Annotated in this window: 25 protein-coding genes; 8 read left to right on the plus strand and 17 right to left on the minus strand. The window is 70.1% G+C overall.

The window, feature by feature from the left end; all coding sequences use genetic code 11:
* Positions 1-9 precede the first annotated feature (9 nt).
* From EDD27_RS40570 to EDD27_RS40625, 12 genes are all read right to left on the minus strand, one after another.
* Entirely contained in the window at positions 10-1,242 is a 1,233-nt protein-coding gene (locus EDD27_RS40570) for a hypothetical protein (RefSeq protein ID WP_127937092.1), read from the minus strand.
* Positions 1,239-2,180: a BadF/BadG/BcrA/BcrD ATPase family protein gene (locus EDD27_RS40575; RefSeq protein WP_127937093.1), complete on the minus strand. Its 942-nt coding sequence runs from the start codon at positions 2,178-2,180 to the stop codon at positions 1,239-1,241. Before EDD27_RS40575 ends, EDD27_RS40570 begins: the two co-directional genes overlap by 4 nt.
* Positions 2,180-2,338, minus strand: coding sequence for a hypothetical protein (locus EDD27_RS54905; protein ID WP_164904006.1), 159 nt, complete (start codon positions 2,336-2,338; stop codon positions 2,180-2,182). Before EDD27_RS54905 ends, EDD27_RS40575 begins: the two co-directional genes overlap by 1 nt.
* Before the next feature lie 193 nt (positions 2,339-2,531).
* On the minus strand, positions 2,532-2,840 hold the full coding sequence (locus EDD27_RS40585) for a hypothetical protein (RefSeq protein WP_127937094.1): 309 nt from the start codon (positions 2,838-2,840) through the stop codon (positions 2,532-2,534).
* A gap of 54 nt (positions 2,841-2,894) precedes the next feature.
* Positions 2,895-3,890, minus strand: a complete 996-nt coding sequence (locus EDD27_RS40590; protein ID WP_127937095.1) for a BtrH N-terminal domain-containing protein — start codon at positions 3,888-3,890, stop codon at positions 2,895-2,897.
* Positions 3,891-4,036: 146 nt separating this feature from the next.
* Positions 4,037-4,411, minus strand: coding sequence for a fluoride efflux transporter CrcB (crcB, locus tag EDD27_RS40595; RefSeq protein WP_127937096.1), 375 nt, complete (start codon positions 4,409-4,411; stop codon positions 4,037-4,039).
* Complete coding sequence (locus EDD27_RS40600; RefSeq protein WP_127937097.1) at positions 4,408-4,773, minus strand: DUF190 domain-containing protein; 366 nt, start codon at positions 4,771-4,773, stop codon at positions 4,408-4,410. The genes crcB (EDD27_RS40595) and EDD27_RS40600 overlap by 4 nt, the downstream gene beginning before the upstream one ends.
* Complete coding sequence (gene crcB / locus EDD27_RS40605) at positions 4,770-5,273, minus strand: fluoride efflux transporter CrcB (RefSeq protein ID WP_127937098.1); 504 nt, start codon at positions 5,271-5,273, stop codon at positions 4,770-4,772. Before crcB (EDD27_RS40605) ends, EDD27_RS40600 begins: the two co-directional genes overlap by 4 nt.
* Before the next feature lie 335 nt (positions 5,274-5,608).
* Positions 5,609-7,993, minus strand: coding sequence for an excinuclease ABC subunit UvrA (locus EDD27_RS40610; RefSeq protein ID WP_206642281.1), 2,385 nt, complete (start codon positions 7,991-7,993; stop codon positions 5,609-5,611).
* 217 nt (positions 7,994-8,210) lie between these two features.
* Positions 8,211-8,621, minus strand: a complete 411-nt coding sequence (locus EDD27_RS40615; RefSeq protein ID WP_127937100.1) for a VOC family protein — start codon at positions 8,619-8,621, stop codon at positions 8,211-8,213.
* 10 nt (positions 8,622-8,631) lie between these two features.
* Positions 8,632-9,099 (minus strand): helix-turn-helix transcriptional regulator, encoded by a 468-nt coding sequence (locus EDD27_RS40620; protein WP_127937101.1) that lies wholly within the window; start codon positions 9,097-9,099, stop codon positions 8,632-8,634.
* Positions 9,100-9,175: 76 nt separating this feature from the next.
* Positions 9,176-10,543, minus strand: a complete 1,368-nt coding sequence (locus EDD27_RS40625; RefSeq protein WP_127937102.1) for a M48 family metalloprotease — start codon at positions 10,541-10,543, stop codon at positions 9,176-9,178.
* Positions 10,544-10,798: 255 nt separating this feature from the next.
* Between EDD27_RS40625 and EDD27_RS40630 the strand changes: the two genes are divergently transcribed.
* Positions 10,799-12,682, plus strand: a complete 1,884-nt coding sequence (locus EDD27_RS40630) for an adenylyl cyclase (RefSeq protein ID WP_206641870.1) — start codon at positions 10,799-10,801, stop codon at positions 12,680-12,682.
* Between the two features lie 59 nt (positions 12,683-12,741).
* Here EDD27_RS40630 and EDD27_RS40635 read toward each other — a convergent pair whose 3' ends face one another.
* Entirely contained in the window at positions 12,742-14,571 is a 1,830-nt protein-coding gene (locus EDD27_RS40635; RefSeq protein WP_127937103.1) for an ABC transporter ATP-binding protein, read from the minus strand.
* A gap of 353 nt (positions 14,572-14,924) precedes the next feature.
* Here EDD27_RS40635 and EDD27_RS40640 point away from each other — a divergent pair, with 353 nt between their 5' ends.
* The 3 genes from EDD27_RS40640 to EDD27_RS40650 are packed head-to-tail and all read left to right on the plus strand — an operon-like array spanning position 14,925 to position 17,315.
* Positions 14,925-15,431: a PadR family transcriptional regulator gene (locus EDD27_RS40640; RefSeq protein ID WP_127937104.1), complete on the plus strand. Its 507-nt coding sequence runs from the start codon at positions 14,925-14,927 to the stop codon at positions 15,429-15,431.
* Entirely contained in the window at positions 15,424-16,089 is a 666-nt protein-coding gene (locus EDD27_RS40645; RefSeq protein ID WP_127937105.1) for an ABC transporter ATP-binding protein, read from the plus strand. The genes EDD27_RS40640 and EDD27_RS40645 overlap by 8 nt, the downstream gene beginning before the upstream one ends.
* 8 nt (positions 16,090-16,097) lie before the next feature.
* Positions 16,098-17,315, plus strand: coding sequence for a hypothetical protein (locus EDD27_RS40650; protein ID WP_127937106.1), 1,218 nt, complete (start codon positions 16,098-16,100; stop codon positions 17,313-17,315).
* 56 nt (positions 17,316-17,371) lie between these two features.
* Here the strand turns inward: EDD27_RS40650 and EDD27_RS40655 are convergent, their stop codons facing one another.
* The 3 genes from EDD27_RS40655 to EDD27_RS40665 form a co-directional block, all read right to left on the minus strand.
* Positions 17,372-17,773 carry a hypothetical protein gene (locus EDD27_RS40655; RefSeq protein ID WP_127937107.1) on the minus strand — a complete coding sequence of 134 codons (402 nt, stop codon included), beginning with the start codon at positions 17,771-17,773 and terminating at the stop codon, positions 17,372-17,374.
* A gap of 154 nt (positions 17,774-17,927) precedes the next feature.
* Positions 17,928-19,775: a zinc metalloprotease gene (locus EDD27_RS40660; protein WP_127937108.1), complete on the minus strand. Its 1,848-nt coding sequence runs from the start codon at positions 19,773-19,775 to the stop codon at positions 17,928-17,930.
* Between the two features lie 109 nt (positions 19,776-19,884).
* On the minus strand, positions 19,885-20,628 hold the full coding sequence (locus EDD27_RS40665) for an arginase family protein (protein WP_127937109.1): 744 nt from the start codon (positions 20,626-20,628) through the stop codon (positions 19,885-19,887).
* Between the two features lie 107 nt (positions 20,629-20,735).
* Here EDD27_RS40665 and EDD27_RS40670 point away from each other — a divergent pair, with 107 nt between their 5' ends.
* The 3 genes from EDD27_RS40670 (at position 20,736) to EDD27_RS40680 (ending at position 23,373) form a co-directional block, all read left to right on the plus strand.
* Entirely contained in the window at positions 20,736-21,614 is an 879-nt protein-coding gene (locus EDD27_RS40670; RefSeq protein WP_127937110.1) for a LysR family transcriptional regulator, read from the plus strand.
* A gap of 90 nt (positions 21,615-21,704) precedes the next feature.
* A complete protein-coding gene (locus EDD27_RS40675; protein ID WP_127937111.1) occupies positions 21,705-22,520 on the plus strand; it encodes a hypothetical protein in 816 nt (271 codons plus the stop codon).
* Between the two features lie 118 nt (positions 22,521-22,638).
* Positions 22,639-23,373 carry a dienelactone hydrolase family protein gene (locus EDD27_RS40680; RefSeq protein WP_127937112.1) on the plus strand — a complete coding sequence of 245 codons (735 nt, stop codon included), beginning with the start codon at positions 22,639-22,641 and terminating at the stop codon, positions 23,371-23,373.
* Between the two features lie 219 nt (positions 23,374-23,592).
* On the opposite strand, the gene EDD27_RS40685 is transcribed toward EDD27_RS40680, so the two are convergent.
* A complete protein-coding gene (locus tag EDD27_RS40685; protein ID WP_127937113.1) occupies positions 23,593-24,486 on the minus strand; it encodes an aldo/keto reductase in 894 nt (297 codons plus the stop codon).
* Between the two features lie 59 nt (positions 24,487-24,545).
* On the opposite strand from EDD27_RS40685, the gene EDD27_RS40690 reads away from it, so the two are divergent.
* The gene (locus tag EDD27_RS40690; protein WP_127937114.1) at positions 24,546-24,893 is read left to right on the plus strand and encodes a MerR family transcriptional regulator; all 348 of its coding nucleotides are present in this window, start codon (positions 24,546-24,548) and stop codon (positions 24,891-24,893) included.
* Positions 24,894-24,982: the final 89 nt, after the last annotated feature.

Below are 24,982 nucleotides of genomic sequence, written 5' to 3' on the forward strand. Positions count from 1 at the left end.
AGCGGCACCCTATACGGCCCAAGATTCATTACGGCTCGAGCGCACGGCATTGACCGCAGCCGCCACGACGCGCTCGCCACTGCCCTCCGCGACCGGGCTGACGAGGGTCTCGTACGTGGCCGGAGTGCCGCGGCTGGGCAAATACCCCAGGTAGCCGTTGGTGTAGCCGAGGACGACCACGGGTGAGCCGTCTGCCGAGGACGCGGCGCGAACGGCCTCGCCCAGTTCGAGAAAGAGCTCACCCGGCACGGCCACGAGCGTGACGTCACCGAGCCGGATCGCCTGGACGTCGATCTCGTAGGGCTGGGTGCGCCCTTGGGCCTGAAGGTCGCGCGCGATTCGCCGACCCTGGTGGACGACGCTCCGGTGGCGTTCGCCGGCGCCCGGCGCGTCCGCCGCCGCGGCGATGGCCGTGGCGAACTCCTCCGGCCGCTTGGGCGCGAGCTCGACGCGGGTGGAAACCGGTGGGAGGACGGACGCCTGCCCCGGCTCGCCGGGGGGTGGCGCCGTGATGGAAAGTTGCTCGGCCACCAGCGTGCCGAGCCGGTCGGTCTCCGCCCGATCCCGCCCTCGCCGCGTGTGCCGCGTGCTGATGTCGCCCGCGGCGCCGGTCGCCGCCACGACCCACCGATCACCGGTCTGGAGGGCCCGCCGGATGCCGCCGTTGAGGTCCGCGCCGGCGTCGCTGTTGCCTGCCGGGAGCACGGTGGGATGCACGGGCGAGACCACGATGACACCCATGATCTCTCCCGAGTTCGACGAGATGACAAGCGCGTCGACCGGCAGGTCGGCGGCGTCCCCGTCCGGGAGCACCCGCCGGCCGCCCAGATCCGGGACGCGCGCCCGTATCGCGTGCAGCCGCGCGTCTCGCTCGTCCGCGAGCGCGGCCCTGACGGCCTGGAGCGATGCACGGACCAGGCGCTCGGCCAGCGAGGCCGGGGTCGGTGCGCCGCCGGGGACGCATCCCGCCTCAGGGCTCGCGTGGGTGTGCGTCGCCGCCACCCAGCAGGAGTCGACGCCCAGGTCGCGGACGGCGACCCGGATCCGCTCCACCACATCGGTGTTCACACACACGAGGTCTGCGACGATCAAGACGAATCGGTGCCCGCTGTCGGTGAAGGTGACGGCGTGGACTTCCAGCGGATCGACAGTGCCGGTGATGCCCTCCGTCCGGTCGGCGTACCCACCCATGGCTTCCCCCACGACGACGTCGAGTCGCTCGACGCCATGCCCGGCCCTCACGCCTGGCCTCCCGCCCGGGTGTCGAGTCGCCGCAGCAGGCCACGGTACGGTTCTTCCGAGCGGAGCAAGATCAATCCACCTTCCAGAGACGTGGCGAGCGGCGCGACCAGGTCCAACCCCCGGTCGGACAGGTTCGCGGCCACAGATGTGTGCAGGAGGTTGCCGGGAGCCAGGAGGCGTCCGCTGGAGGAGACGCGCCGGCCGGCGTCCGGCAGGCGCGACACCGCCGCCGCGGCGGAGGCGGCGAGAGCCTCGGCCGCCTCGACGCAGATGCCGCGGGCCACCGCGTCGTGTTCCGCCGCATCCATGACGGTACGCGCGAAGGCGGCCGTACGCGCGACCAACGCGGCGTCCCGGTAGAAGCGCTGCAGATCGGCCAGATCCGTGCCGCCCAGCTCCGCCAGGAGCCGGTCGGCCAGCTCGGTCGCCGGACCCACGCCGTCGTACGCCGCCGCGGCGGCGCGCAGTCCGGCCAGGCCGATGGCGTGGGCGCTGCCGCGGTCTCCGAGCAGCGGCCCCCAGCCGTCGATCTTGACGCTGCGCCCGGAGGCGCCGACCGCGAGAACGGTCGTTCCGGTGCCCACACACAACACCGTGCCCGCGCCTCCCAAGGCCCCGGCGTGGGCGAGCAGACCGTCCTCCACCACGAGAACCGGGCACCCGAAGAACTCCTCGAGGAGGGAGACGAGCCGGCGCCTCGCCGGCGGGTCACCGGGGACGCCGGTGAGGCCGGCCGCCACACCGGCCGGCTCCGCCGGCAGACGGACCGACGCGGCGGCGGCCCGGACGCTGCCGAGGATCCGGGCGACTCCATCCTCGCCCGGTTGGTACGACATGCCCGGCCCAACGCCGTACTGCCGGTGCTCGCCGGTGCTCACGAGCAGGCGAAGCTCGGACTTGCCGCCATCGACGCAGATGAAGGACTGGTGATCTGTCATCAACGGGACATACCCGTCGTCAGTCCGGCGATGATCTGCTTGGTCGCGAACGCGAACACCAGGGCCAGGGGCACAACGGCGATCACCAGCCCGGCGACGGGCGTTGCGCGGTCGGTGGCGCGGCAGGCGACATCGTGATCATCGTCGGGCGACTTCAACGCGCAGCCACATTACGGCAGGCCCAACAACTGGTACTCCAGCACGCTGAACACAGCCCACAACTGCGACAACACCGGGCCTTGGACGGGGACTCCCTCAGCATCTCCACATCCTGCACGGGAATCCCGGCCACCGAGAAGTCCCCCGAGGGGTCCTGCTCGGATCACCGTATTTTCTACGGGACCGTCACCGTCACTGCCGGCTGATCACATCGTGGTCCCCCAGGATCTGTCCGGATGCCGCCGATCCCTCGACCGGCCTGGTCGAGGGATCGGCGGCCGCGGCTAGTGGTGCGGCACGTGGCCGAACATGAAGACGTTCGGCGCGCCGCTCCCGTCGTAGGGCGAACTCGATGGTCTCGTTGACGATGTGGCTGCCGAGCTGCTGCACCGTGTTGGCGATCTGGATGCCGGGATCGGCCTCGTCAGAGGCGGCGATGTGGCACGAGCGCCGTCGTGGACGGCTCCGGCTCGGGCGCGCGACCGCACCCTCACCTGGCACAGGGCGGGCGAGCGTCCCCAGCACGTGCTCGCGGGCGGCTCGCGCAGCGTGCTGCTACGGCTGCGGTCGCATCTCACTCAGCACCCGCATGGCATCCTTCTCGATGCGCGAAAGGTCGTGGAGGACGACGCCGGCCTGCTCGAGGTACGCCGCGTCGCCTCGCTCGCCGGCCTTCGCGATCAAAGTGGCCACGTCCGTCCACAGGGCGGCGGCCTCGGCGTACAGGCGGTGACCGGTGCGAAGGTCGTCATCGTCGATGAGCCCGGTGCACTCGCCGAGGAAGTCACGGTAAAGGGCACGGAACAGGGCGCCGCCGGTGCCGGCCTTCTCCATGAGGAGGGCGGCCTGCGGCAGGTCCCGCTCCGGCTGCTCCGTGCGGAGGAGCCACTTGGGCACCTGGCGGGCGGCTTTCTCGATGCCACGATGGCCCAGGTTCGCGATGGGCGCGGTGAGGAAGGCGTCGGCGCAGGCTTTGATCGCGGGGATGATCCGGCTCTGCCAGGAGGGCGGGTGCGCCGGCAGGGTGATGGAGAAGGAGCGGTTCCTGGCGGTCATCGGGCCGCGTTCGGCCCTCGCCATGGCCAGGGTGGTCCGGCTCGTACGCACGGCTCCACCCTGTTGCGCGGTGTCCACCAGGTAGGCATGGTGCTCGTCGTAGCCGTACATCGCGACGACATGGCCACCGAAGTGCACCTTCGACTGGAAGTAGTCCAGGTGGTAGCAGTCGAGCTGGAGGCCGACCGGTCGTCCGGCATCGATGCGGGCGGACACGTTCTCCCACGCCTTGCGTGGTGAGGCGGTCTCCTCGACCAGCAGGTTCAGGCCCAGCCTGTTGGCCAGGTTCCTGGTGAGCTCGAAGGGCTTGACACGGCCTCCGAGGAAGGGGAACTCCATGCTCTTGGCGTCCCAATAGATGAAGGACAGGCCCGCGCCGAGTCCGAACAGCATGGGCTCGGACAGATCAAGCCCCTCATGCCGTAGCAGCACCCCGAGTGCCGTCGTCTCGCAGTGTTGCATGCCGCGAGCCTCGATCTCCTTCACGATGGTCATGCGTCGCTCTCCTCGATAGCCGGGCGATCAGCGGGTGCGGAGCCGCTGTCCGGGGCCGAACGCCGGAAGTAGCATGATGCCTCCCACGAGGGGAGAGTCCAGCGGTCGATCCCTGCCTCGCGGGGCCGGCTCGGCGAGCGCCGTCATCATCCGATCAGGGCGCGCGCCAGCGCGAACCCGCATACGCCCGCACCCAGCGCCCCGGCCACGCTGGCCACCACATTCGCCACCGCGACGAAGCGGGCCCGGTCCTGGGCCAGCCGCAGCGTTTCGTAGCTGAAGGTGGAATACGTGGTCAGCGCCCCGCAGAACCCGACTCCGGCGCCGGTCATCACCGCCGGATCAGCGGGCAGCGCGGCCAGGAAGCCCAGCAACGCCGATCCGGCCACGTTGACGGTGAACGTGCCCCACGGAAACAGTGTGTCGTGGCGGGCCTGGACGAGCCGGTCGGCGAGATAACGCAGCGGCGCGCCGACGGCCGCACCGAGCGCGACCAGCGCCACGGCAAGGGGCCCGGTCATCGTTCCGCGTCCCGGGTGCTTCCGCTGCCGGTACGGCCGACATAGCGGATGACCTCGACCTCATCGAGAATGACGAGCCCTTCAGAGATCAGCTCGTCCAGCTGCGGCAGGAACGCCCTGATCCGCTCGGCCGCATCGACGATGACGATCGCCACCGGCAGGTCCTCCGACAGTGACAGGATGCGGGTGGTGTGGATGTGGTTGGAGGCGCCGTAGCCTTCCACGCCGCGAAACACGCTCGCACCGGCCAGCCCGGCCGCGTGCGCCCGGTGGACGATCTCGTGATACAGCGGCTTGTGGTGCCAGGTGTCGGTGTCGCCGACGAAGACGGTCAGCCGCAGCGCGGCTCCGGCCAGTTTCATGCCTGCCTCTCCGCTCTGTCGCGGCGGGCCAGAGTCCGCGTCCCGACCAGTCGGGTGGCCGCGCTGCCGACCCACACAGCAACCAACGCCAGCACCGGGGTGAGCACCAGGTACGCCAGCGCGGTACGCTCCGCGCCGGCGACCAGCAGCCGGCCGGTCTCCAGGACATAGGTGGAGAAGGTGGTGAAGCCACCCAGCACACCCACGCCCAGCAACGGCCGCACCCACCCGGGCGCCGACCAGAGCTCGGTGATGGCCACCATGAGCACCCCGATCAGCAGGCACCCGGAGACATTGATGGCCAGCGTCGTCCAGGGAAACAGCCCTGCCGGCTGCGGGAAGGCAACGCCCAGGCCGTAACGGGCCAGCGCGCCCGCCACGCCCCCGAGCGCGATCACGGCCAGCGTCGACCACGGCGCCCGGCGCAACTCGGCACGCTGCGCGGGCACGCGCAGGTCGACGTCGGCATCGATGGGTCGCTCCGCCTCATGCTGGGACATCTCCGATCCTCCTACCAGCACAATGTCACCTCTGGTAGGGACCGTTGGCGGCGGATGCCACGGTTACCCGCCGCCGGATCGGCAGCGAGGCGGTGGGCCCCACCACCGCGACCTCCCACTCCAGGGAGGCTCTTCTGCCACTATACCGACCGCTTCGTCCTCTGAACGCTGGATGTGTCCGTCTGCCGCCGCGACAGCGATGTGCTCCCAGACGGCCGCCGGCCGGCGCCGACATCGCCGCACAGCAGCCCAAGGTGCGCACATCGACGCGGTCGAAGCCGGCGACGAGGTCATCACCATGGGCTGCTGCGGCGCGGAAGGGACGCAGGCCTCGGTCAGGCGCCGACGTAGGCTGCGAGGTGCTCTCCGGTGAGGGTCGAGCGGGCAGCCACGAGGTCGGCGGGTGTGCCCTCGAAGACGATCCGGCCGCCGTCATGGCCGGCGCCGGGGCCGAGGTCGATGATCCAGTCGGCATGCGCCATGACCGCCTGGTGGTGCTCGACGACGATGACCGACTTGCCGGAGTCGACCAGCCGGTCGAGCAGGCCGAGCAACTGCTCGACGTCGGCGAGGTGCAGGCCGGAGGTCGGCTCGTCGAGGACATAGACGCCGCCCTTCTCGGCCATGTGAGTGGCCAGCTTGAGCCGCTGCCGCTCGCCGCCGGACAGGGTGGTGAGCGGCTGGCCGATGGTGAGGTAGCCGAGCCCGACCTCGACGAGCCGGCCGAGGATGGCGTGCGCGGCCGGTGTGCGCGCCTCGCCGGCGCCGAAGAACTCCGCGGCCTCGGTCACCGACATCGCGAGCACCTCGCTGATGTCGCGGCCGCCAAGGTGGTATTCGAGCACCGATGCCTCGAACCGCTTCCCCCCGCAGTCCTCGCAAGTGGTGGCGGATCCGGCCATGATCCCCAGGTCGACGTAGATGACACCGGCGCCGTTGCAGGCGGGGCAGGCGCCCTCGGAGTTGGCGCTGAACAGCGCCGGCTTCACGCCGTTGGCCTTCGCGAACGCCTTGCGGATCGGGTCGAGCAGTCCGGTGTAGGTCGCCGGGTTGCTCCGTCGCGAGCCGCGGATAGGCGCCTGGTCGACCGACACGACGCCCGCGGAGGCGGGGACGGAGCCGTGGATCAGCGAGCTCTTGCCGGAGCCGGCGACGCCGGTGACGACGCAGAGCACGCCGAGCGGGATGTCGACGTCGACGTCCTGGAGGTTGTGGCGAGTGGCGCCGCGGATCTCCAGCTTGCCCTTGGGCGTCCGCACCGTCTCCTTGAGGGTTGCCCGGTCGTCGAGGTGGCGGCCGGTGATGGTGCCGCTGGCCCGCAGGCCCTCGATGGTCCCCTCGTAGCAGATGGTGCCGCCTGCCGTACCGGCGCCGGGGCCGAGGTCGACGACGTGGTCGGCGATCGCGATCGCCTCCGGCTTGTGCTCGACCACGAGCACCGTGTTGCCCTTGTCCCGCAGCCGCTGCAGCAGGTCGTTCATCCGCTGGATGTCATGGGGGTGCAGGCCGATGGTGGGCTCGTCGAAGACGTAGGTGACATCGGTGAGCGCGGAGCCGAGGTGGCGGATCATCTTGGTACGCTGCGCCTCCCCGCCCGACAGCGTGCCCGCCGGCCGCTCGAGCGAGAGGTAGCCCAGCCCGATCTCCACGAACGATTCGAGGGTGTGCAGCAGCTTCGCGAGCAGCGGCGCCACAGTCGGCTCGTCGAGGCCGCGGACCCATTCGGCCAGGTCGCGGATCTCCATCGCGCAGGCGTCGGCGATGTTGATGCCCTTGATCTTCGACGACCGGGCGGCCTCGCTGAGCCGGGTGCCGTCGCAGTCGGGGCAGGCGGTGAATGTCACCACCCGCTCCACGAACGCCCGGATGTGCGGCTGCATCGCGTCGACGTCCTTGGACAGGAACGACTTCTGGATCGTCGGGATCAGACCTGAGTACGTCAGGTTGATGCCGTCGACCTTGATCTTGGTCGGCTCCTTGTAGAGCAGGTCGTCGAGTTCCTTCTTGGTGAACTTCCGGATCGGCTTGTCGGGGTCGAAGTAGCCGCAGCCCCGGAAGATACGGCCGTACCAGCCGTCCATGCTGTACCCGGGGATCGTGAGCGCACCCTCGTTGAGCGACTTGCTGTCGTCGTACAGCTGAGACAGGTCGAAGTCGGTGACCGAACCCCGACCCTCGCAGCGCGGACACATGCCGCCGTGGTAGACCGCGTTGCGCACCACGATCCGCTCGCCCTTGCCCTTGTCGACGTTCATCGCCCCGCTCGCCGTCCGCGTCGCGACGTTGAAGGAGAAGGCGGGAGGCGGGCCGATGTGCGGCTGCCCGAGCCGGCTGAAGAGGATGCGCAGCATCGCGTTGGCGTCCGTGGCGGTGCCGACGGTGGAGCGGGGGTCGGCGCCCATCCGCTGCTGGTCGACGATGATCGCCGTCGTCAGCCCTTCGAGTACGTCGACCTCGGGCCGCGCCAGCGTCGGCATGAAGCCCTGCACGAACGCGCTGTACGTCTCGTTGATCATCCGCTGCGACTCGGCGGCGATCGTGCCGAACACGAGCGAGCTCTTGCCCGAGCCGGACACACCGGTGAACACCGTCAGCCGGCGCTTGGGGATCTCGACGCTGACGTCCTTGAGGTTGTTCACACGCGCACCGTGCACGCGGATCAAATCGTGGCTGTCGGCGACGTGCGGCGCAGGCGACTGCGTGTCGGTCCTCGGGGCCATGCTCATCGTGTCTCCATTTGTTACGTGGGCCGCCTTGGCGGTCTCCGTCGGCGTCGCCGGGGTTGATTTAACCAGTTTCAAGCGGTACGTCTGGTTTCCTCTTCGTCGGCGCGGTCCCGGCAACGGTGCTCTGCCTACCTGTTCGGCGTCAGACCAACCACCGGCCGTCACGCATCGGTGCGTGCGGCGAATGGGTGGCACTCATCCGTGACAGCCGCTAGCGCAGCTCTTGGATGCGGATCATGTTGCCCGCGGGATCGCGGACGGCGCAGTCGCGAACGCCGTACGGCTGTTCGGTCGGCTCCTGGACGACCTCGGCGCCGCCGGCCTGGAGCCGCTTGAAGGTGCCGTCGAGGTCGGCGGTGGCCAGGACGATGCCGGCATAGGTGCCCTTGGCCATCATCTCGACGATGGTGCGGCGCTCGTCGTCGGTGATGCCGGGGTCGGCGGCCGGCGGCTCCAGGACGATGGACGTGCCGGGCTGGCCGGCGGGGCCGACCGTGATCCAGCGCATCCCTTCGTATCCGACGTCGTTGCGGACCTCGAAGCCCAGGGTGTCCCGATAGAAGGCCAGGGAGGCGTCCGGGTCGTCGTGCGGGAGGAAGCTCGCGTGAATGGTGATGTCCATGGCGGTCACGCTAGTTGCGGCTGCCAACCGGCGCTTCTCGATTCCTGATCGGTCGTGTCACCTGTTTCGCCACGCACGACGGCATCCCCGCCGTCGCGCGAGCCGTCTGGGCCCGATAGGTGCTGGGCGGCACACCGACCAACTCGGTGAAGCGCGTGCTGAAGGAGCCCAGCGACGAGCAGCCGACCGCGAAACAGACCTCGGTGACACTGAGGTCGCCACGACGCAGCAGCGCCATCGCGCGTTCGATGCGCCGCGTCATCAGATAGGCGTACGGCGACTCGCCGTAGGCGAGGCGGAACTGGCGGCTGAGGTGCCCGGCCGACATGTGCACGCCGCGGGCGAGCGCCTCGACGTCCAGCGGCTGCGCGTATTCCCGGTCGATCCGGTCGCGGACGCGCCGCAGTCGCGCGAGGTCGCGCAGGTGCTGCTCCGTGACGGGCCTGCTGGTCACATGAGCATCGTACGCGAGCGGCATTGACCTGCCAGTTCCTCCAAGGTGCTTTCGACGTCCTGCGGCTGGACGGCCCGTCCACGCTTGCCGGTGGCGGCGCCTACGTGCCTGTCGCGACCTCGGCGGCGAGCGCGGCCACGTCTACCCGGGCTCCGTCCGGGGCGATCAGGACTCGGCGCGCGAGCGGGTTCGCGTAGGCGTGGCCGCTCTCCCGCAGCTCGCGGTGGAGCACTGGGAACAGCGCACACACGGCGGGATCCCGGTGGGGGCACAACCAGGCGCGGTGGTCCCAGGCGAGTTCGTCGGCTCGTCCGGCGCGGGCGACGTCCACCACGTCCTCGGATGTCGCGTCCTCCCGGCCGAGCAGGGCCGCGACGACGGCCAGCACGTCGGTGCGCTCCTGCTCCAGTACGCCGTCCCAGAGCCGGTCGGGCACCTCACGCAGTGGCACGCCCCGAGCGGCCGGACGAGCCAGCAGTTCGCGCATGAACGCCCTCGCCAGCCGCCTTTCGTCCTCCTCCGGGAGGCCTTCGGGCAGCACCGCTGATCCGGCACTTCCTGCCCGCGTCCCGATCCCGTCGGCGGCGATCTTGGCGGCGACGTCGGTGGGGGTCTCGCCGGTCAGCGCGGCGATTCTCATGGGGGTGGAGCCCGGGCGGTCGTCCTCGGCGACGGAGCGGGCGAAGGCCGTCAGGAGACCGTCGTGGCGGCCCTTCCAGCGCCAGCCCGCGTACAGATCGGTCGGGAAGCCGTGCAACTCCGCCGCCGGGCCGCCGTACCGTACGGCGAACCACGTGAACGAGTTGCTGATCAGGGCGCCGCGGAGCAGAGCCGACGTGCTGGCCGGCACCCCGGCCACGCGGGCCGCCGCGGCGTCGGCGCTCCGGAACATGCCGATCAGGACGTCCTCGACCTCGGGAGGCACCGGCCGCCCCCGCGGCAGGTCCGTCATCCACCACGTGTGCAAGGCGTCAGTGAGCAGGGACCGGCGCAGGGCGAGCAGGGTGAGCTCGTACGCGACCACGGCTCGCAGCTCGTCGCGCCTCATCTCCGTCAGGAACGGCAGGCCCAGCCGCAGTTCGTCCCTCCAGGGAGTGACCCGCACGGCCAGCGAGTCGGGACGCGCCCACGCGCACACGCGCCCCGGCCGGCGCAGTCCCAGCTCGGCGGCCACCTCGGCGATCAGCCGGTGCAGTTCCTCGTTCGCCAGCGGCAGCCGCGACTCGTCCGGGTCCGCCATCTGGAGCGCCGTGGCCACACCGGCCGCGACCAGGCCGGCGGCCACGGCGGGGAGGACAGCCGGGACGAGCAGAGCCATGACCGCCGCGACGGCGATCCCGGCCGCCGCCGGCACCAGCCACCGGCGCGCCCACTCCGGCACGAGCAACAACGGCCGCGCCCTCATCACCATCCAGAGCGCGCGCGACCGCGGAACGGAGGGATGCTCTTCCTCTGACCTGGAGCTCACGCGATCAAGCTAGGGAGCGTGGGACTGGCGGGCAAGAGGCACCTTCCGGCGGGCGTAGTCCGTGTACTTGTGATCCGCCCGGTTCACGCGATAGAAACGTCCCACACATCTTTCCGGCCCTGATACGAGCGTTGCCCCGCGAGAGAGCGCTCTCTCATGATCCGGCGGTGTCCCACCGCCCGTCAAAGGATCTCATCCACCTCCGATGCCCCCAGTCCATGGAGCGCTGCACACGCAGCGGAAAGGACGAACCGTATGACGACCCAGCCTCTCGGCGACGGGAGTGCCACGAGGCGGCGCCCCGGCCGGCAACTCGCCCGGGCGTTATCGTTCGGTCTCGTGCTGGCGACCGCCGTCATGACGGCGGGACCGGCCGCCAGCGCCGCATCGCCGGCCCCCGGCATCCCCGATCTCGGGCCGAACGTCACCGTCTTCGACCCGAGCATGCCGGTCAGCGACATCCAGGCGACCCTCGACGCGGCGCACGCCGCTCAGGTCGACAACGAGATGGGCACCACGCGCCACGCCTACCTCTTCAAGCCCGGCACGTACGGCACCGCGGAGCATCCGCTCCAGATCAAGGTCGGCTACTACACCGAGATCGCCGGCCTGGGCGCCTCCCCCACCGACGTCGTCATCAACGGCAAGGTCGAGGTCTACAACCGCTGCCTGGCGGACGGCGGGACCGCCAACTGCCTCGCGCTCGTCAACTTCTGGCGCACCCTGTCCAACCTGTCGATCAACGTCAACGCGGCCGGCCAGGACGGCTGCAGATCGTCGGCGAACTTCTGGGCCGTCTCCCAGGCGGTGTCCCTGCGCCGGCTCAACATCGGCGGCGGCAACCTGTCGCTGATGGACTACTGCACCGCCGGCCCGCAGTACGCCAGCGGTGGCTTCATCGCCGACTCCAAGCTGCCGTCCGTCACGAACGGATCGCAACAGCAGTGGCTGACCCGCAACAGCGAGGTCGCCGGCTGGTCGAACGGCGTGTGGAACCAGGTCTTCTCCGGTGTCGTCGGCGCGCCGGACGACGCCGGGTTCCCGAGTCCGCCCTACACGACCCTCGACGCCACTCCCGTCAGCCGGGAGAAGCCCTACCTGTACGCCGACGCGCAGGGCAGGTACAAGGTCCGCGTGCCCGCCGCCCGCAAGGACACGCGTGGCATCTCCTGGGCTGACGGCATGACGCCCGGCCGTACGCTGCCGATCAGCCACTTCTTCGTCGCGAAGCCGTCGGATTCGGTGCAGGTCATCAACAACCAGCTCGCGCGCGGCAAGCACCTGCTGCTCACTCCCGGCGTGTACGACATCGCGCGGTCCATCGAGGTCAAGCGCCCGAACACGGTCGTCCTCGGTCTCGGCCACGCCACGCTCACCGCCGTCCACGGCTCGACGCCGCTCGACGTGGCCGACGTCCCCGGCGTCGTCGTCGCCGGCGTGACCGTCGACGCGGGTCTGGAGAAGTCGCCGGTTCTGCTGAGGGTGGGCAAGAAGCACGGGCCGCGCTGGAGCTCGGCGGACAACCCGACGACCCTGTCCGACGTGTACTTCCGGGTCGGCGGACCGCACGTCGGCAAGACCGACATCGCGCTCGAGGTCAACAGCGACAACGTGCTCATCGACCACGCCTGGGTGTGGCGCGCCGACCACGGTGTGGAGGGCTTCACCGACACCCAGCGCTGGAACACCAACATCGGCCGCAACGGCGCCGTCATCAACGGCGACCATGTGACCGCGACCGGCCTCTTCGTCGAGCACTTCCAGCAGTACAACACCGTCTGGAACGGCGACGACGGCACGACGATCCTCTACCAGAACGAGCTGCCGTACGACCCGCCGACCCAGGCCGACTGGATGAACGGCGCCGTCGAGGGCTGGGCCGGTTACAAGGTCGGCGACCGCGTGAAAACGCACCGCCTCTACGGGGGCGGCGTCTACGTCTTCAACCAGAACAACCCGCAGATCCACACCGAGAACGGCTTCGAGGTTCCGGCGACGCCGGGCGTCAGGCTGCACCACATCATGACCGTCAACCTCAGCGCCGGCATCATCGACCACGTCGTCAACGGCGTGGGCGACGCGGCTGACACGACCAAGATCGGGGTGCCGGTGTACATCGCGGACTACCCGGCCCCGTAGGGCTGCCCCGGTGGGCCGGAGCCTCCACGCCCCGGCCCACCGGTGCGCGGAGGCACCGGTCAACGGTGGAGCGCGTCCGGGGTGTCGTCGTCAACCAGGAAGCCACCGGACTGGTGACGCCAGAGCCGTGCGTACGGGCCTTCGGCCTGGAGCAATTCGTTGTGGGTGCCCTGCTCCACGACGTGTCCCCGGTTGAGCACGACAAGCCGATCCATGCGGACGACGGTGCTCAAGCGGTGCGCGACCACGAGCGCGGTGCGGTCCTGCATCAAGTGCCACAAGGCTTCCTGGACGAGGATTTCGCTCTCGGAGTCGAGGGCGCTGGTGGCCTCGTCCAGCAGCAGGATGGGGGCGTCGCGCAGAATGGCGCGCGCGAGGGCCAGGCGTTGCCGCTGGCCGCCGGAGAGCTTGACGCCACGCTCGCCGACCAGGGTGTCGAATCCGTCCGGCAGAGACTCGGCGAACTCCGTGACGTGCGCCGCCCGCGCGGCCCGGAGGATCTCGGCATCCGTGGCCCCCGGCCGGGCGAAGGCGATGTTGTCCCGCACCGACCGGTGGAACATGGCGGGTTCCTGAGGGACGTAGGCGATGAGGCTGCGCAGGTCGGCTTGGCGCAGCCGGGTGATGTCCTGGCCGCCTATCAGGATCCGGCCTCCGTCGACGTCCATGAGGCGCAGTAACAGCCGGGTGAGGGTGCTCTTGCCACCGCCTGACTGGCCGACCAGCCCGATCTTGGTGCCGCTGGGAATGTCGAGATCCAGATCCTCGAACAAGGGCGCGCCGCCGGCGTAGCCGAATCTCACCCGCTCGAAGCGTATGCTCGCGTCGGCCGGGCGCAGCGGCTGCGGATCGGCCGGATCGACCACGGTCGGCGGCACGAGGAGCAACTCGGTGAACTGGGCGGCTTCGGTGAGCACGCTCTCGATGCGCCGGTAGATCTGGTTGAACTCGAACATGATGCTGATCGTGGTCGTGTAGTAGGAGAACGTCACCACGATGGCCTCCACGCCCAGGCCTCCCCGGAGTGCCACGGCGAGGAGCAGGCCCACGGCACTGGTGAGGACGGACAGCGGGGCGACGACGGTGTCCACCCGGAGGTTGCCGTAATCCCAGGAGCGGAGCGACAGCCTGCCCTGCTCGGCAACCCTGGCCCGATGTTCGGTGGCTTCGCGATCTTCGGCGGCGAACGCGCGAACCGTCTCCATGTTGGCCAGCACATCGGCGACGTGGCCCGACACCAGCACCTTGGCCGCCTCACGTTCGTCGACCAGCGCTTGGCGACGGCGAATGAGCGGAGCGACGAGAAAGCCGGTCACGATGATGAGGCCCACGAGGACGACGACCAGCAGCGGGTGATATTGCCACAACACGACCGAAGCGAAGGCCAGCGGCACCAGCTTGGCCATGATCGAGAATGTCAGCGTGTCGGCGAATTCCTCGAACCTGGCGGAGAATCCCAGCACCCGTTTGGTCAGCGAGCCGGCGAAGTTGTCGTGGAAGAACGCGGCGTCCTTGGTGAGCAACTCGTCCATGCCCACCACGCCGAGTCGCTCGATGCCCCGGGCGTCCGTACGGTTGAGGAAGTGCAGTCCCACCCGCCACAGCGCCTCGCCCGCAAGGAGGCAGCCGCCGAATCCGAGCACATAGGGCAGTAACGCGGTGACCGTGCCGTCCCCGCCTTCGGCCAGATGCCCCACGAGCCCGGCGACCGCCAGCGGCGCCAGGTAGAAGAGGCAGATGTTGCCCATCGCCGGCAGCGTCAGCGCGGGCACCGCGACTCGCCACTGACGCTTGAGCTCACCGCAGTAGTAGCGCAGTGCCAGCAGGACCGCCGACTTTCGTAGAGATGGACCATCCCCGGAGTGCTCGCGTGATTCGAGCGCAGCCATCCGCCCCTCCCGAATGCCGACACCGCCCTGGCCATGCTGCCGCAGGACCTACGGAGGAGCGAGCGATTTTCCGGCTGCGCCCAGGGACTGCACGGCGTGGGTCACGAGTAGTCGTCTTCGTCGTACTGCTCCAGGCCGAGCAGGCCGGCCGCCGTTTGATCGCCTTTTCGAGTCGCTCCAGCGCGACGTTGTACGGCCGCACGATGCCCAGATACCGCCGGGCCGCCTGCTTGATGGCCAGCGGCACCGGGCTCGGAGAAGAGGTCGTCGAAGGAGTCACCGTCCCCGCGGGCGGTGTGGGCTCGCGGCCGTTGGCACTTGCCTAACTATTCATTGAATGTATAGTCATGATCATGTCAACCGGTCACGTGCTGCTCGGCCTCCTCGTCGAGCGCCCGAAGCACGGCTATGAGCTCAAGAAGGAGCACGATCACCGCCTGGCCGGCGCCAAACCGCTCGCGTACGGGCAGGTCTACGCGACGTTGCAACGGCTGGAACGCGACGGCTACGCGGAGGTGGCGGAGACGCAGCAGGAGGGCGGACCCGAGCGGACCGTCTACGCGATCACCGACAGCGGCCGGGCAGAGCTGGCCCAGTGGCTGAACACCGTGGAGCCACCGGCGCCATATGTTGCCAGCTCGCTGTTCGCGCGCGTCGCCGTCGCGGGAAAGGCCGCTGACGGGTACCTCGCGCGGCAGCGTGAGGCGCATCTGGCCCGCATGAGGGAGCTGACCGCCGCGAAGGCGTCCGGCGCGCCGGCCCAAGTGCTGGCGGCGGACTACGCGCTTCAGCACCTCGACGCCGACCTGCGCTGGATCGAGACCGCGATTTCGCGGCTGAAGGAGGAGAAGGATGCTTGAGGCCAGAGGCCTGGTGAAGTCGTACGGCAAGACCAGGGCGCTGACAGGCGTCTCCCTCGAGGTCGCGGAGGGCGAGATCGTCGCGATCACCGGGCCGAGCGGATCGGGCAAGTCGACGTTGCTGCACTGCCTGGCCGGGATCATCCGCCCGGAGTCCGGCGAGGTCGTCCTGGACGGCAGGCGGATCGACACGCTGGCCGAGGGCGAGCTGACCAAGCTCCGCCGCGAGAGCTTCGGCGTGGTCTTCCAGTTCGGCGGGCTGGTGCCCGAGCTCACCGCAGCGGAGAACATCGCCCTGCCCATGCTGTTCAACCGGCACGGCAGGCAGGAGTCGATGACCGTCGCGGCGGACTGGCTGTCGCGGCTGGGGTTGTCCGACTGCGCCGATCAGCGGCCCGGCGAGCTGTCCGGGGGTCAGCTGCAGCGAGTGGCACTCGCGCGTGCGTTGGCGACCGGCCCCCGCGTGCTGTTCGCCGACGAGCCCACGGGCGCGCTGGACACGCTGGGCGGCGAGCAGGTGATGAGCGCACTGCTCGACACGGCGCGCACCGGCCGTACCACCGTGGTTCTGGTCACTCACGACAACCGGGTGGCCGCCTACGCCGACCGGGAGATCGCCCTGCGCGACGGCGCCGTTCTGGCGGGGATCAACCAATGATCACCGTCATGCGGATGCTGAACAGGGGACGGTCGCGGGCCGAGCGGGTACGCGCCGGGCTGGTCGCCGCCGGGGTCGGGGTGGCGACGTTCCTGGTCTGCACGGCCGTCAGCCTGGCGGACTTCAAGGACGAGGGCGGCTCGCTGACCGGGCTCGCGCTGGCCCTGCTGGCCCTGCCGGTCGCCGCTCTGGTTCACCAGGCCAACCGGCTGGCCTCCGCCACCAGGGAGCGACGGCTGGCAGGCATGCGGCTGGCCGGGGCCACACCAGGCGACGTGCGCCTGCTCGGCGCCCTGGAAAGCGGCCTGCTGGCGCTGCTCGGCTCCCTGGCCGGCGCTGCGGTCTACGTGATCACCCATCTCGGCGGGCCGCTGGTTCAGGTGCCCGTGGTCATGGCTGTGGTGGTGCTGTACGGGGTTCAGTCGGGGTCACGCGCCGGCCGGCACGTCATCGCCTCGCCGATCGGTGTGGCTCGACGGACACGGCTGCGAGGGCCGAGAGTGCGAGATCTCCTCCTCGTCGTGGCCGGCGTCGGCCTCTTCACTCTCGGAAGCGTGCTGAAGGGCCGCTTTCCTATCGTCGGTCCGTACGGGGCGGCTCTGGCCATGACGGCCGGGCTGGTGCTCCTGCTGTTCGGCGTGACCATGGCCACGACCTGGCTGATCAGAGCGTACGCTCGCCGGGCCGGCCGACGGGCCGCCTCCCCCGAGATGCTGCTGGCCGCACGGCTGGTCGAGGCCGACCCGAGGGCATGGGCCAGAGCCCTGTCAGTGGTGAGCCTGACGGTGTTCTTCGGCGCGGGCGCCGGAGCCCAGCAGGCGGGCGTCGGCTACTCCCAGGCCCACGCGCTCGTGGATGTCGCGCTCCTGGTGGCCCTGCTGACCTCGGCGGTCGCCCTCGTGGTGCACCAGGCGGAGGAACTGATCGATCATCGTCGCTCGTTCGCCGCGCTGGCCGCCTCGGGGGTGCCGGAAAGTGCGCTGAGCGGGGTGCTCGTACGGCAAGCGGTCATCGCCGCGCTGCCGGTCTGCCTCGTGGCCGCTGTTTCGGGAGCGGCGGCGGTGATCGTGCCCCTCATGGACATCTATCAAGTCCAGTGGCTCGGTTGGGCGTCCACCAGGGCCTTGGCCATGGCGGGCATCGGGGTTCTCGCAGCGGTGCTCGTGGCCCTGGCGGCACGCCCGCTGCTGCGCGGCGCGCTGCGCCTGGAGAGGCTGCGGGCCTGAACGGCCCAGGCCCGGCGCGCTGCGCCGGGCCTCACTGGCGGAGCATCCGTTCGAGCTCAGTAGATGCGGTACTTCTTGCCGCAGTTGTCGAACTTCCCGGCCCAGCAGGTGAAGGTGTAGACCTTCTTGATCCCGTGGCCGCTCCAGGTGCCGACGACCTTGCCGTCCCAGGCCTTGTTGAAGCGGTGCCAGGAGCCGTTCTTGTAGTACTCGAACCACACCCAGCCCTTCTTGCCGCCGACCTTGTCGACGCCGTACCACTTCGTGAAGACCGTGCCGCCGCTGCTCCACGTCTTGCCGAACGTGTAGGCCTTGTGGTCGCTGGAGAAGAACTTGCCCCAGCTGACGGTGGTGGTCGTGGTCTGCGTGGTGGTGGCGGCCTGGGCGGCCGGGCTGAGAGCGAGGCCGGTGACGGCCATCGAGCCGGCCAGGGCGGCGATCGCAAAGGTCTTACGCATTTCGGGTTCCTCCCCGTTGTGTGTCCCGTCTGGGTGCGCCGGTTCTGTCCGACAGCACGGACATTACGGAGCTCCGGAGAGATCAACTGTGGACAAATCCACGCACCGGAGGTGACGCCGGACACACTCCGGGGAGGGGGTGGCAGCGGGGTGGCTATTGCTCGGCGGCGCTCCGGTACCGGTCGGCGAGCGCGGCCGTCTGCTGGGCGGTGTAAGGGTCGAAGGTGCGCAGCGCCTGGCTGTCGAGGCCGGCCAGCAGGTCGGCGGCCTGCTGGGGGTTGCCGTCGCGGCGGACGAACTCGTGGTCCTGGAGCCGGACCGACGGGCGGGCGGCGTCGAGTGCGGCCGTCCGTACGATCGCCGCGACGACAGGATCATGGACCCCGGCCTCCGCCTGGCGGCGCTCGCGTACCGCCTCCAGCGCTTCCCTCGCCGAGGCGAGGGCGTCGCTGCCGCCGAGGGCGAACCAGGCGCCCACGTCCGGTGTCCGCAGCACCTCGGCTTCGCGCTCCTCCGCCACATCCTGCGGAGGCGAGATGCGGATGCGCAGCGACTCCCCCGTGGACACCCACTGGACGGGCTCGCCCGCCGGATCGCGGCCGTAGATGCCGAGGACCGGCGTGATGTCGTATTCGCCGGGTTCGGCGAAAGTGAAGCCGGCCGAGCCGAAGGTGAGGTTGACGTTGTTGCTGAGCGACCCGGCGGGCGGGATGACGAGCTTGGCGGTGGAGTCCATGGCGGCCATGCACCGTTGGGCGATCGGGGTGAACGCGGTCGCCTCTTCCGGCGGATCGGCGCGGCGGCGTACCAGGATCTCCAGCGGGCCGCTCTTCGGGTCGAGCACCCAGCGCTCCACCTCCAGATTCGCCGTGGTGCGGTTCTCCAGGGTGACCTTGAGGAACACCGGCTGGCCGAAGGCGAAGGTCGTCCCCGCCGCCGGGGCGGTGAGCGTCAGGCGGTGACCGTCGAACGGGACCTCCCGTGCGTACGGCGAGTGCCCGCCGGTCCCGTCGGCCCAGTAACGAACCGAGTGGAAGGGCTCGCCTCCGGGGATGAGCGACATCAACGGCCCGTGGCGGAGGAACGCCAGCTCGTCGGCGTCGAAGGTGAACGCGAAATCGCGCCAGTAGTCCAGCTCGTGGCCGCCGCCCCGGTACCGCCAGTCATAGTTCATGAAGGAGGTCGAGTCGGCCCGGCCGACCGCGCGCTCGAAGCGGTGCGCGAGGTTGAGCGCGTGCCCGAGCTCGTGCACGACGGTCCTGATGATCTTCTGGTCTCTGGTCGCCCCCTGGAACCCGGAGGTGAAGACCGCCGCGCCCTGCCGCTGGAGCAGGCCCTCGGCGTCGAACATCACGCCGGCGAGTCCAGGGATGGCCGCCCGGGACAGCAGGAGCAGGTGCAGCTCCCACGCCCTGGCGCGGAGCGACGCCTCGCCGGTGATGAGCATGAGATCGCTCAGCATGGTGTAGAGCAGGGAGTCGTCCCACGCTCCGGCGATCCCGGCGGGGATGGAGGTCTGCCGCCCGATCTCCTTGACCGCGAACCCGGCGGCCCCCAGGCAGCCGTTGACGGTGCGCTCCACGCCTTGGAAGATCACCGCGCTCGGCGCGGGAGCGTCCTCCTCCAGCTCGATCTCCAGGCCCAGCTCGCGCAGCGCGACGTCCTTGTGCTCGGCCGGGATGACGATCTCGGTCTGGACGGGCAACCCGTTCAGCGCGGCGTCGAGGGTGAACGTGACCGACACGCCGCCGTCCTCCGCCGGGGCGAGGGCCAGCGATCCCGTCGTCTTGTTCGCCGGACCGGCCTGCCAGATCGCCGGCCATTTCCCGTCGTCGAGCGCCACCTTGGTGCCGGGTGCGGTGCGCGCCGACGCCAGGTATCTGAGGCCGCCTGATACGACCCGGAACACGTCCGCGCTGATCACGCCGGAGCCGCCGGCGTCCACCCGCAGCGTGACCGAGATGCCGCCGCTCTCACCTTCGTAGCGTCCGTCCCTGATCATGGGATCTCCTCGACCGTCGAATACGCCGATTCCCACGATGGAGCGGGGACGCGGGGATGGCATGAGTACCCCCGTACTCAAGCTGACCCGGCGTGATCAGATGCTGCGGTCAGGGTGTTCTACGGCCGCTGCACAGCCGCACGAGTTCGGGCACCAGGTGCCGGAGCATCTCCTCGTCCCGCGGGTCCGAGGGCGCGTATTCGGTGATGCACAGGCCGACGATCTCGTGCCGAGCGGCCAGGGTGGCGATCGCCTCGGTCAGCGCCTCCGGGGACAGACCGCCAGGTTCCGGGTAGCCGACGGACGTGATGCCGTCCAGGACGTCAAGATCTACGTGGATGTAGAGGACTGCGTCGTCGTCGATGGTGGACAGGCCGCCGATGCCGGCCCGGCGGATGTAGTCGGCCTCCGCGGGATCCAGCGAGCGCGTGCCGGCCAGGGCTATCTGATCCGGGCGCAGCGCAGGTGAAGGCACCAGGTCGGAGGGGCCTTCGCCCTGGAGCGTACGCAGGATCATGCCGTGGAAGGCGCCGGACGGAGACGTGGCGGGGGTGTTCATGTCGCCATGGGCGTCGAACCATACAAGGTTCAGGCGGTCGCCGTACCGGCGCAGCGCCGCCGCGACCGGTTCGAGGTCGACGGCGCAGTCCCCGCCGACCGTGACCGTGAAGCCGTCTTGGGGCAACGCCTGCCGGACCCGATCGGCGGTCTCGGCAAGAGTGCCTCCGGTGTCCACCCGGACGTGCCGGGCCGCGGGAACCATTGCGGCCAAGCGGGAGGCGCCCTCGACCAACCTGGGCGCCGTGGGCGACATTGACCCCTGCCACTGGGGAACCTCAACGACAGTCAGCATCCTTGCCCTCCTCGGGCGTCGATTTCTCCTGGCCTGGCGACAGTGTCGCGTGCTCCAATTGGCAACGTCCACTTAGTATTTCTGCACTGATCTATAAGGTTTCCTTGATGCTGGATCCCGCCAGGCTGCGCCTGCTGCGTGAGTTCGCCGAACGCGGCACGATGACCGCCGTGGCCGAGGTCTGTGGCATGACCTCGTCCGCCGTGTCGCAGCAACTCGCCACCTTGGAACGCGAGGCCAAGGTGCCGTTGTTCGAGCGTGCCGGGCGCCGTGTCCGCCTCACGGCCGAAGGGCAGCGCCTCGTCCGGCACGCGCACATCGTCCTGAACGCCCTGGACGCCGCGGAGGAAGACCTCCGCTCGGCCTCGACCCCGCGGGGACCCGTCCGGGTGGCCTGCTTCGCCACCGCCGCGGTCCACCGCCTGCTGCCCGCCATAGCCGCCGCCAGAACCCGCCATCCCGGCCTCCACGTGATCGTCTACGAGCTCGAACCCCGCGAGGCGGTCGAGGCGCTCCGCAACGGCAGCTGCGACCTCGGGATCAGCTTCACCTACAGCGTCATCCCCGAGGACCCTCCCCCTGGAGTCTCCCGGCGGCTCCTCGGCGTCGAGCCCATCCTGATCGCCCTTCCCGCACACCACCCCGCCGCGACCGGCGAGGTGGATCTGCGCGTGCTGCGTGAGGAGCAGTGGATAGCGGGCTCCCAGGGCACCACCGACCACGAGATGCTCGACCGTGCCTGCGCCCTGGCGGGCTTCCGTCCGAACGTCATCCACACGGCCGACGACTACGCCCTGGCCCTCCGCATGGTCCGCGAGGGTCTGGGCGTCGGCCTGGTCCCGGAACTGGTCGCCACGGTGGTCGGCGTTCCCGACGGCGTCCTGCTCCGCCCGATCTCCACGATCGAGATCACCCGGACCACCCACGCGCTGCTCCGCACGGCGAGCCCGGCCGTCAACGCGGTGCTGAAGCTGCTGGGCGGCTGACCACCTTGTCGAGCGTCTGCGCTTGATCGACTTCGCGGTGCCGGATCGCTAAGGTGAGGCGTTCGATCCCCATCGCCCCAGGAAGTGCCCATGCCCCGCCGTTACCGATTAGGCATTCCCGCCCTGCTCATCGTGGGGGTGTACGTCGTCGCGCTGGCGGTCGCCGCCGTGATCGCGCTGATCACCTGCGACCTCGGCGGATTGTGGCGGTTGACCCTGTTCACGGAGATGGACAAGGACGCCGCGGCGACGTGGCCGAACGTGCTCACCCTGCTCCTGGCCGGCATGGCGTGGGCTTGGGCGCTGTGGCAGAGCCTGCGGGGGCCGCTGGCGGGTCCGCCACCAGAGCTGGACCGGCACACGCGGCGGCTGCGGATGGCGCTGTACGCCACGGCGGCGTCCTGGCTGCTGAATCCCCTCGTGCCGTCCTGGCCCCATTGGGCGTTGGTGCTCGACGCCGTGCTGATGTGGGTCGTCGTGGTGCTGTTCCAGCCGGTGCTGAGACGGAGCCTGGAGCGTGCCGATTTCGCGCTGGGCGCAGGGATGCTGGGGTACGGGGGCGCGGCCGTCATCACGGTGCTCAACGTCCCCGACTGGTTGCTGCCCAACGGGGTGGCCCTGATCTGCGCCCTGGCGGCGCTGGTCTGGATGGTGCTCATCCTGCGGGCCCAGCGGTGGGACGGCCGCTGGCAGCGGGCCACCTTCGTGTACGGCATCACCTCCATGGTGGCGCCGATCGTTGTGGGGCTGCTGCTCGCAGTCGCTGGAGGCATCTACGACGACGTCTTGGCGGTCACCGGCGCCCTGACGGTGATCTGGCTGACCCGCTCCGCCCACGAGCTTGCCGACCCGCGCCACCAGCCGGCCCCGCCCACGCCTCTCGCCGAGCAGCCCCCGACGCCCTGACGGAGGCAGCCGATCCCCGGCCGGTACGGCCTGCGCCGCCGCGATCTCGCCTCGGGCTAGGCCATCCGAGACCTGTTACGTTACGTCTTGCTTCAACCGGGCCGGCCAAGGACTGCTGATGAGACAACAGGTGCGCATTCCCCTGCCGGACGGCAGTTCGCTGGCCGCGACCGTGGCACTGCCGGAGGGGACCGCACCCGCGACCGGATGGCCGGGGGCGGTGGTCGTCCACGAGATCTACGGCGTCGAGCCGGACATGCTGAACGTGCTGGACTTGTTCGCCGACCATGGATACGCGGCGGTCCTGCCGGATCTGTACAGCCACGGCACCAGGATCGGCTGCCTGGCACGGGCCATGCAGCAGTTCGTGACCGGGAGGCCGGGGCGGCCGACCGCCGACATCGACGCGACCCGGCAATGGCTGGCCGACCGCGAAGACGTGGACGGCAGCAGGCTCGGTGTGATCGGATTCTGCATGGGTGGCGGATTCGCCCTCGCGTACGCGGCAAGCACGCCACCCGGCGTGCGAGCCGCGTCGGTGAACTACGGCGCGGTCCCCCGCGACCAGGGCGAGTTGCGGGCGGTGTGCCCGGTCGTGGGCTCTTACGGCGGTCGCGACGGAGGCTTCCGGTCGCACGGCACCCGGCTGCAGGAGCACATGCGGGCGCTCAGCATCGAGCACGACGTCGAGATCTACCCGGCCGCCGGGCACTCCTTCATGACCGACGGCCACCACCCCATCGCGAAACTCGCGCTGTTCCCGCTGCGTCACGGCCTCGTCCGCCCGGCGGCGGACGACGCATGGCGGCGCACCTTCGACTTCTTCGACAAATACGTCGCCGACCACCAGTAGCGCCTACCTCGCGGTCGCGCCGTCCACCTCCTCCGGCGTGAACGGGAACGCCACGTCGGCCACGTGCTCCGCCGGTCCGGCACCAGTGCCGCGCCACGGCTTGCGCCGCCTCCGGACCGTCCAGCCGCAGCACCTGGCCGAGCTCCGTCAGGGGCATGCCGATGGCCACCGAGCCAGTATGAGCGCTGTCCCAGGGGCAGAGGCAACGCCGACGAGGTCTTACCCGCCGGCCTGGTCCAGCCGGGCGAACTGCGCGCCGGTCAGCGTGAGATCCAGCGCGGCGACGTTCTCCTCCAGATGCGCCGGCGAGGTCGTTCCGGGGATGGGGACGACGGTCGGCGAGCGGTGCAGCAGCCAGGCCAGCGCCGCCTGCGCCGGGGTCGCGCCGAGCTCCCGCGCCACCGCCGCGACGGGGCCGTCCGGACTCGCGTGCGCGCCCATCGCGACGGGGAAGAACGGGATGAACGCGATGCCGTTGGTCGCCGCGTAGTCGACCACCGGATCGTGGTGCCGGGTGACGAGGTTGTACATGTTCTGCACGCTGACGATCGGGACGATCTGAGCTGCCTCGCGGAGCTGCTCCACCGACGCCTCCGACAGCCCGATGTGCCGTACCTTGCCCTGGTCCCGCAGCTCTTTGAGCGCGCCGATCTGGTCGGCGAGCGGCACGTCGGTGTCGATGCGGTGCAGCTGGAGCAGGTCGATCCGCTCGACACGCAGGCGGCGCAGGCTCAGCTCTGCCTGCTGTCGCAGGTAGGCGGGGTGGCCGAGCGGCACCCACTCGGTGGGGGACGGCCGGAGCACGCCGACCTTGGTCGCGACGGCCACGCCGTCGCGGTAGGGGTGCAGCGCCTCGGCGACCAGTTCCTCGCCACCGCCCAGCGCGTACGCGTCGGCGGTGTCGATGAGGTTGACGCCCAGGTCCACAGCCCGGCGCAGCACCGCGAGCGCGGCGGCCCGGTCGGCCGGGGGCCGCCAGATGAGCGCCTCGCCCCCGCGCGGGGAGTCGGGGCCGTCCGCCAGCCGCATGGTCCCGTAACCGATCCGGCGCACCGGAAGATCGCCGCCCAGCAGGATGTTGTCGTGATTGGCCTTGATCAGTTTCTCGCTCATGGCCAAGACCGTAAGATTTGCCACCGATGTGAGATTCAAGGGTTTGTGAGGGACGTCACATGAGGATCGGTGATCTGGCTCGGGAGGCCGGGGTCAGCCCCCGCATGCTGCGCTACTACGAGGAGCAGGGCCTGCTGCGTTCGCAGCGCAGCAGCGGAGGACACCGCCGGTACGCCGACGACTCGCCCGCCACCGTCCGCAACATCCGAGGGCTGCTCGCGGCCGGCCTGCCCACGCACCTGATCCGCGAGATCCTCCGCTGCGTCGAGGGCCCGAGCCTGGCCGATCTGCACCCGTGCGTGCGCCGTTACCTGGACGAGCAGCTCAGCGAGCTGGACGCCCGGATCTCCGGGCTCCAGCAGAGCCGCTCCGCGCTCGCGTCCCTCATCCAGACGACCGCCGCCTGACGAGAACACGAGCCGCTCTTGCCCGAGGCCGAGCCGCTCGTGTGGGACGTCTGGGGTACGACAGCCGACTGCGTGAAGTGACTCTCCGC

It is taken from the genome of Nonomuraea polychroma (genome assembly GCF_004011505.1).
Lineage (GTDB): Bacteria > Actinomycetota > Actinomycetes > Streptosporangiales > Streptosporangiaceae > Nonomuraea > Nonomuraea polychroma.

Excerpts from the sequence above, each read along its gene's own strand:
- EDD27_RS40575 (WP_127937093.1), bottom strand. The coding sequence starts at position 2,180 with ATGACAGATCACCAGTCCTTCATCTGCGTCGATGGCGGCAAGTCCGAG.
- EDD27_RS40590 (WP_127937095.1), bottom strand. The coding sequence starts at position 3,890 with ATGACCATCGTGAAGGAGATCGAGGCTCGCGGCATGCAACACTGCGAG.
- crcB (WP_127937096.1), bottom strand. The coding sequence starts at position 4,411 with ATGACCGGGCCCCTTGCCGTGGCGCTGGTCGCGCTCGGTGCGGCCGTC.
- EDD27_RS40600 (WP_127937097.1), bottom strand. The coding sequence starts at position 4,773 with ATGAAACTGGCCGGAGCCGCGCTGCGGCTGACCGTCTTCGTCGGCGAC.
- crcB (WP_127937098.1), bottom strand. The coding sequence starts at position 5,273 with ATGTCCCAGCATGAGGCGGAGCGACCCATCGATGCCGACGTCGACCTG.
- EDD27_RS40610 (WP_206642281.1), bottom strand. The coding sequence starts at position 7,993 with ATGGCCCCGAGGACCGACACGCAGTCGCCTGCGCCGCACGTCGCCGAC.
- EDD27_RS40615 (WP_127937100.1), bottom strand. The coding sequence starts at position 8,621 with ATGGACATCACCATTCACGCGAGCTTCCTCCCGCACGACGACCCGGAC.
- EDD27_RS40620 (WP_127937101.1), bottom strand. The coding sequence starts at position 9,099 with ATGCCGCTCGCGTACGATGCTCATGTGACCAGCAGGCCCGTCACGGAG.
- EDD27_RS40630 (WP_206641870.1), top strand. The coding sequence starts at position 10,799 with ATGACGACCCAGCCTCTCGGCGACGGGAGTGCCACGAGGCGGCGCCCC.
- EDD27_RS40635 (WP_127937103.1), bottom strand. The coding sequence starts at position 14,571 with ATGGCTGCGCTCGAATCACGCGAGCACTCCGGGGATGGTCCATCTCTA.
- EDD27_RS40640 (WP_127937104.1), top strand. The coding sequence starts at position 14,925 with ATGTCAACCGGTCACGTGCTGCTCGGCCTCCTCGTCGAGCGCCCGAAG.
- EDD27_RS40645 (WP_127937105.1), top strand. The coding sequence starts at position 15,424 with ATGCTTGAGGCCAGAGGCCTGGTGAAGTCGTACGGCAAGACCAGGGCG.
- EDD27_RS40650 (WP_127937106.1), top strand. The coding sequence starts at position 16,098 with ATGCGGATGCTGAACAGGGGACGGTCGCGGGCCGAGCGGGTACGCGCC.
- EDD27_RS40655 (WP_127937107.1), bottom strand. The coding sequence starts at position 17,773 with ATGCGTAAGACCTTTGCGATCGCCGCCCTGGCCGGCTCGATGGCCGTC.
- EDD27_RS40660 (WP_127937108.1), bottom strand. The coding sequence starts at position 19,775 with ATGATCAGGGACGGACGCTACGAAGGTGAGAGCGGCGGCATCTCGGTC.
- EDD27_RS40665 (WP_127937109.1), bottom strand. The coding sequence starts at position 20,628 with ATGCTGACTGTCGTTGAGGTTCCCCAGTGGCAGGGGTCAATGTCGCCC.
- EDD27_RS40670 (WP_127937110.1), top strand. The coding sequence starts at position 20,736 with ATGCTGGATCCCGCCAGGCTGCGCCTGCTGCGTGAGTTCGCCGAACGC.
- EDD27_RS40675 (WP_127937111.1), top strand. The coding sequence starts at position 21,705 with ATGCCCCGCCGTTACCGATTAGGCATTCCCGCCCTGCTCATCGTGGGG.
- EDD27_RS40680 (WP_127937112.1), top strand. The coding sequence starts at position 22,639 with ATGAGACAACAGGTGCGCATTCCCCTGCCGGACGGCAGTTCGCTGGCC.
- EDD27_RS40685 (WP_127937113.1), bottom strand. The coding sequence starts at position 24,486 with ATGAGCGAGAAACTGATCAAGGCCAATCACGACAACATCCTGCTGGGC.
- EDD27_RS40690 (WP_127937114.1), top strand. The coding sequence starts at position 24,546 with ATGAGGATCGGTGATCTGGCTCGGGAGGCCGGGGTCAGCCCCCGCATG.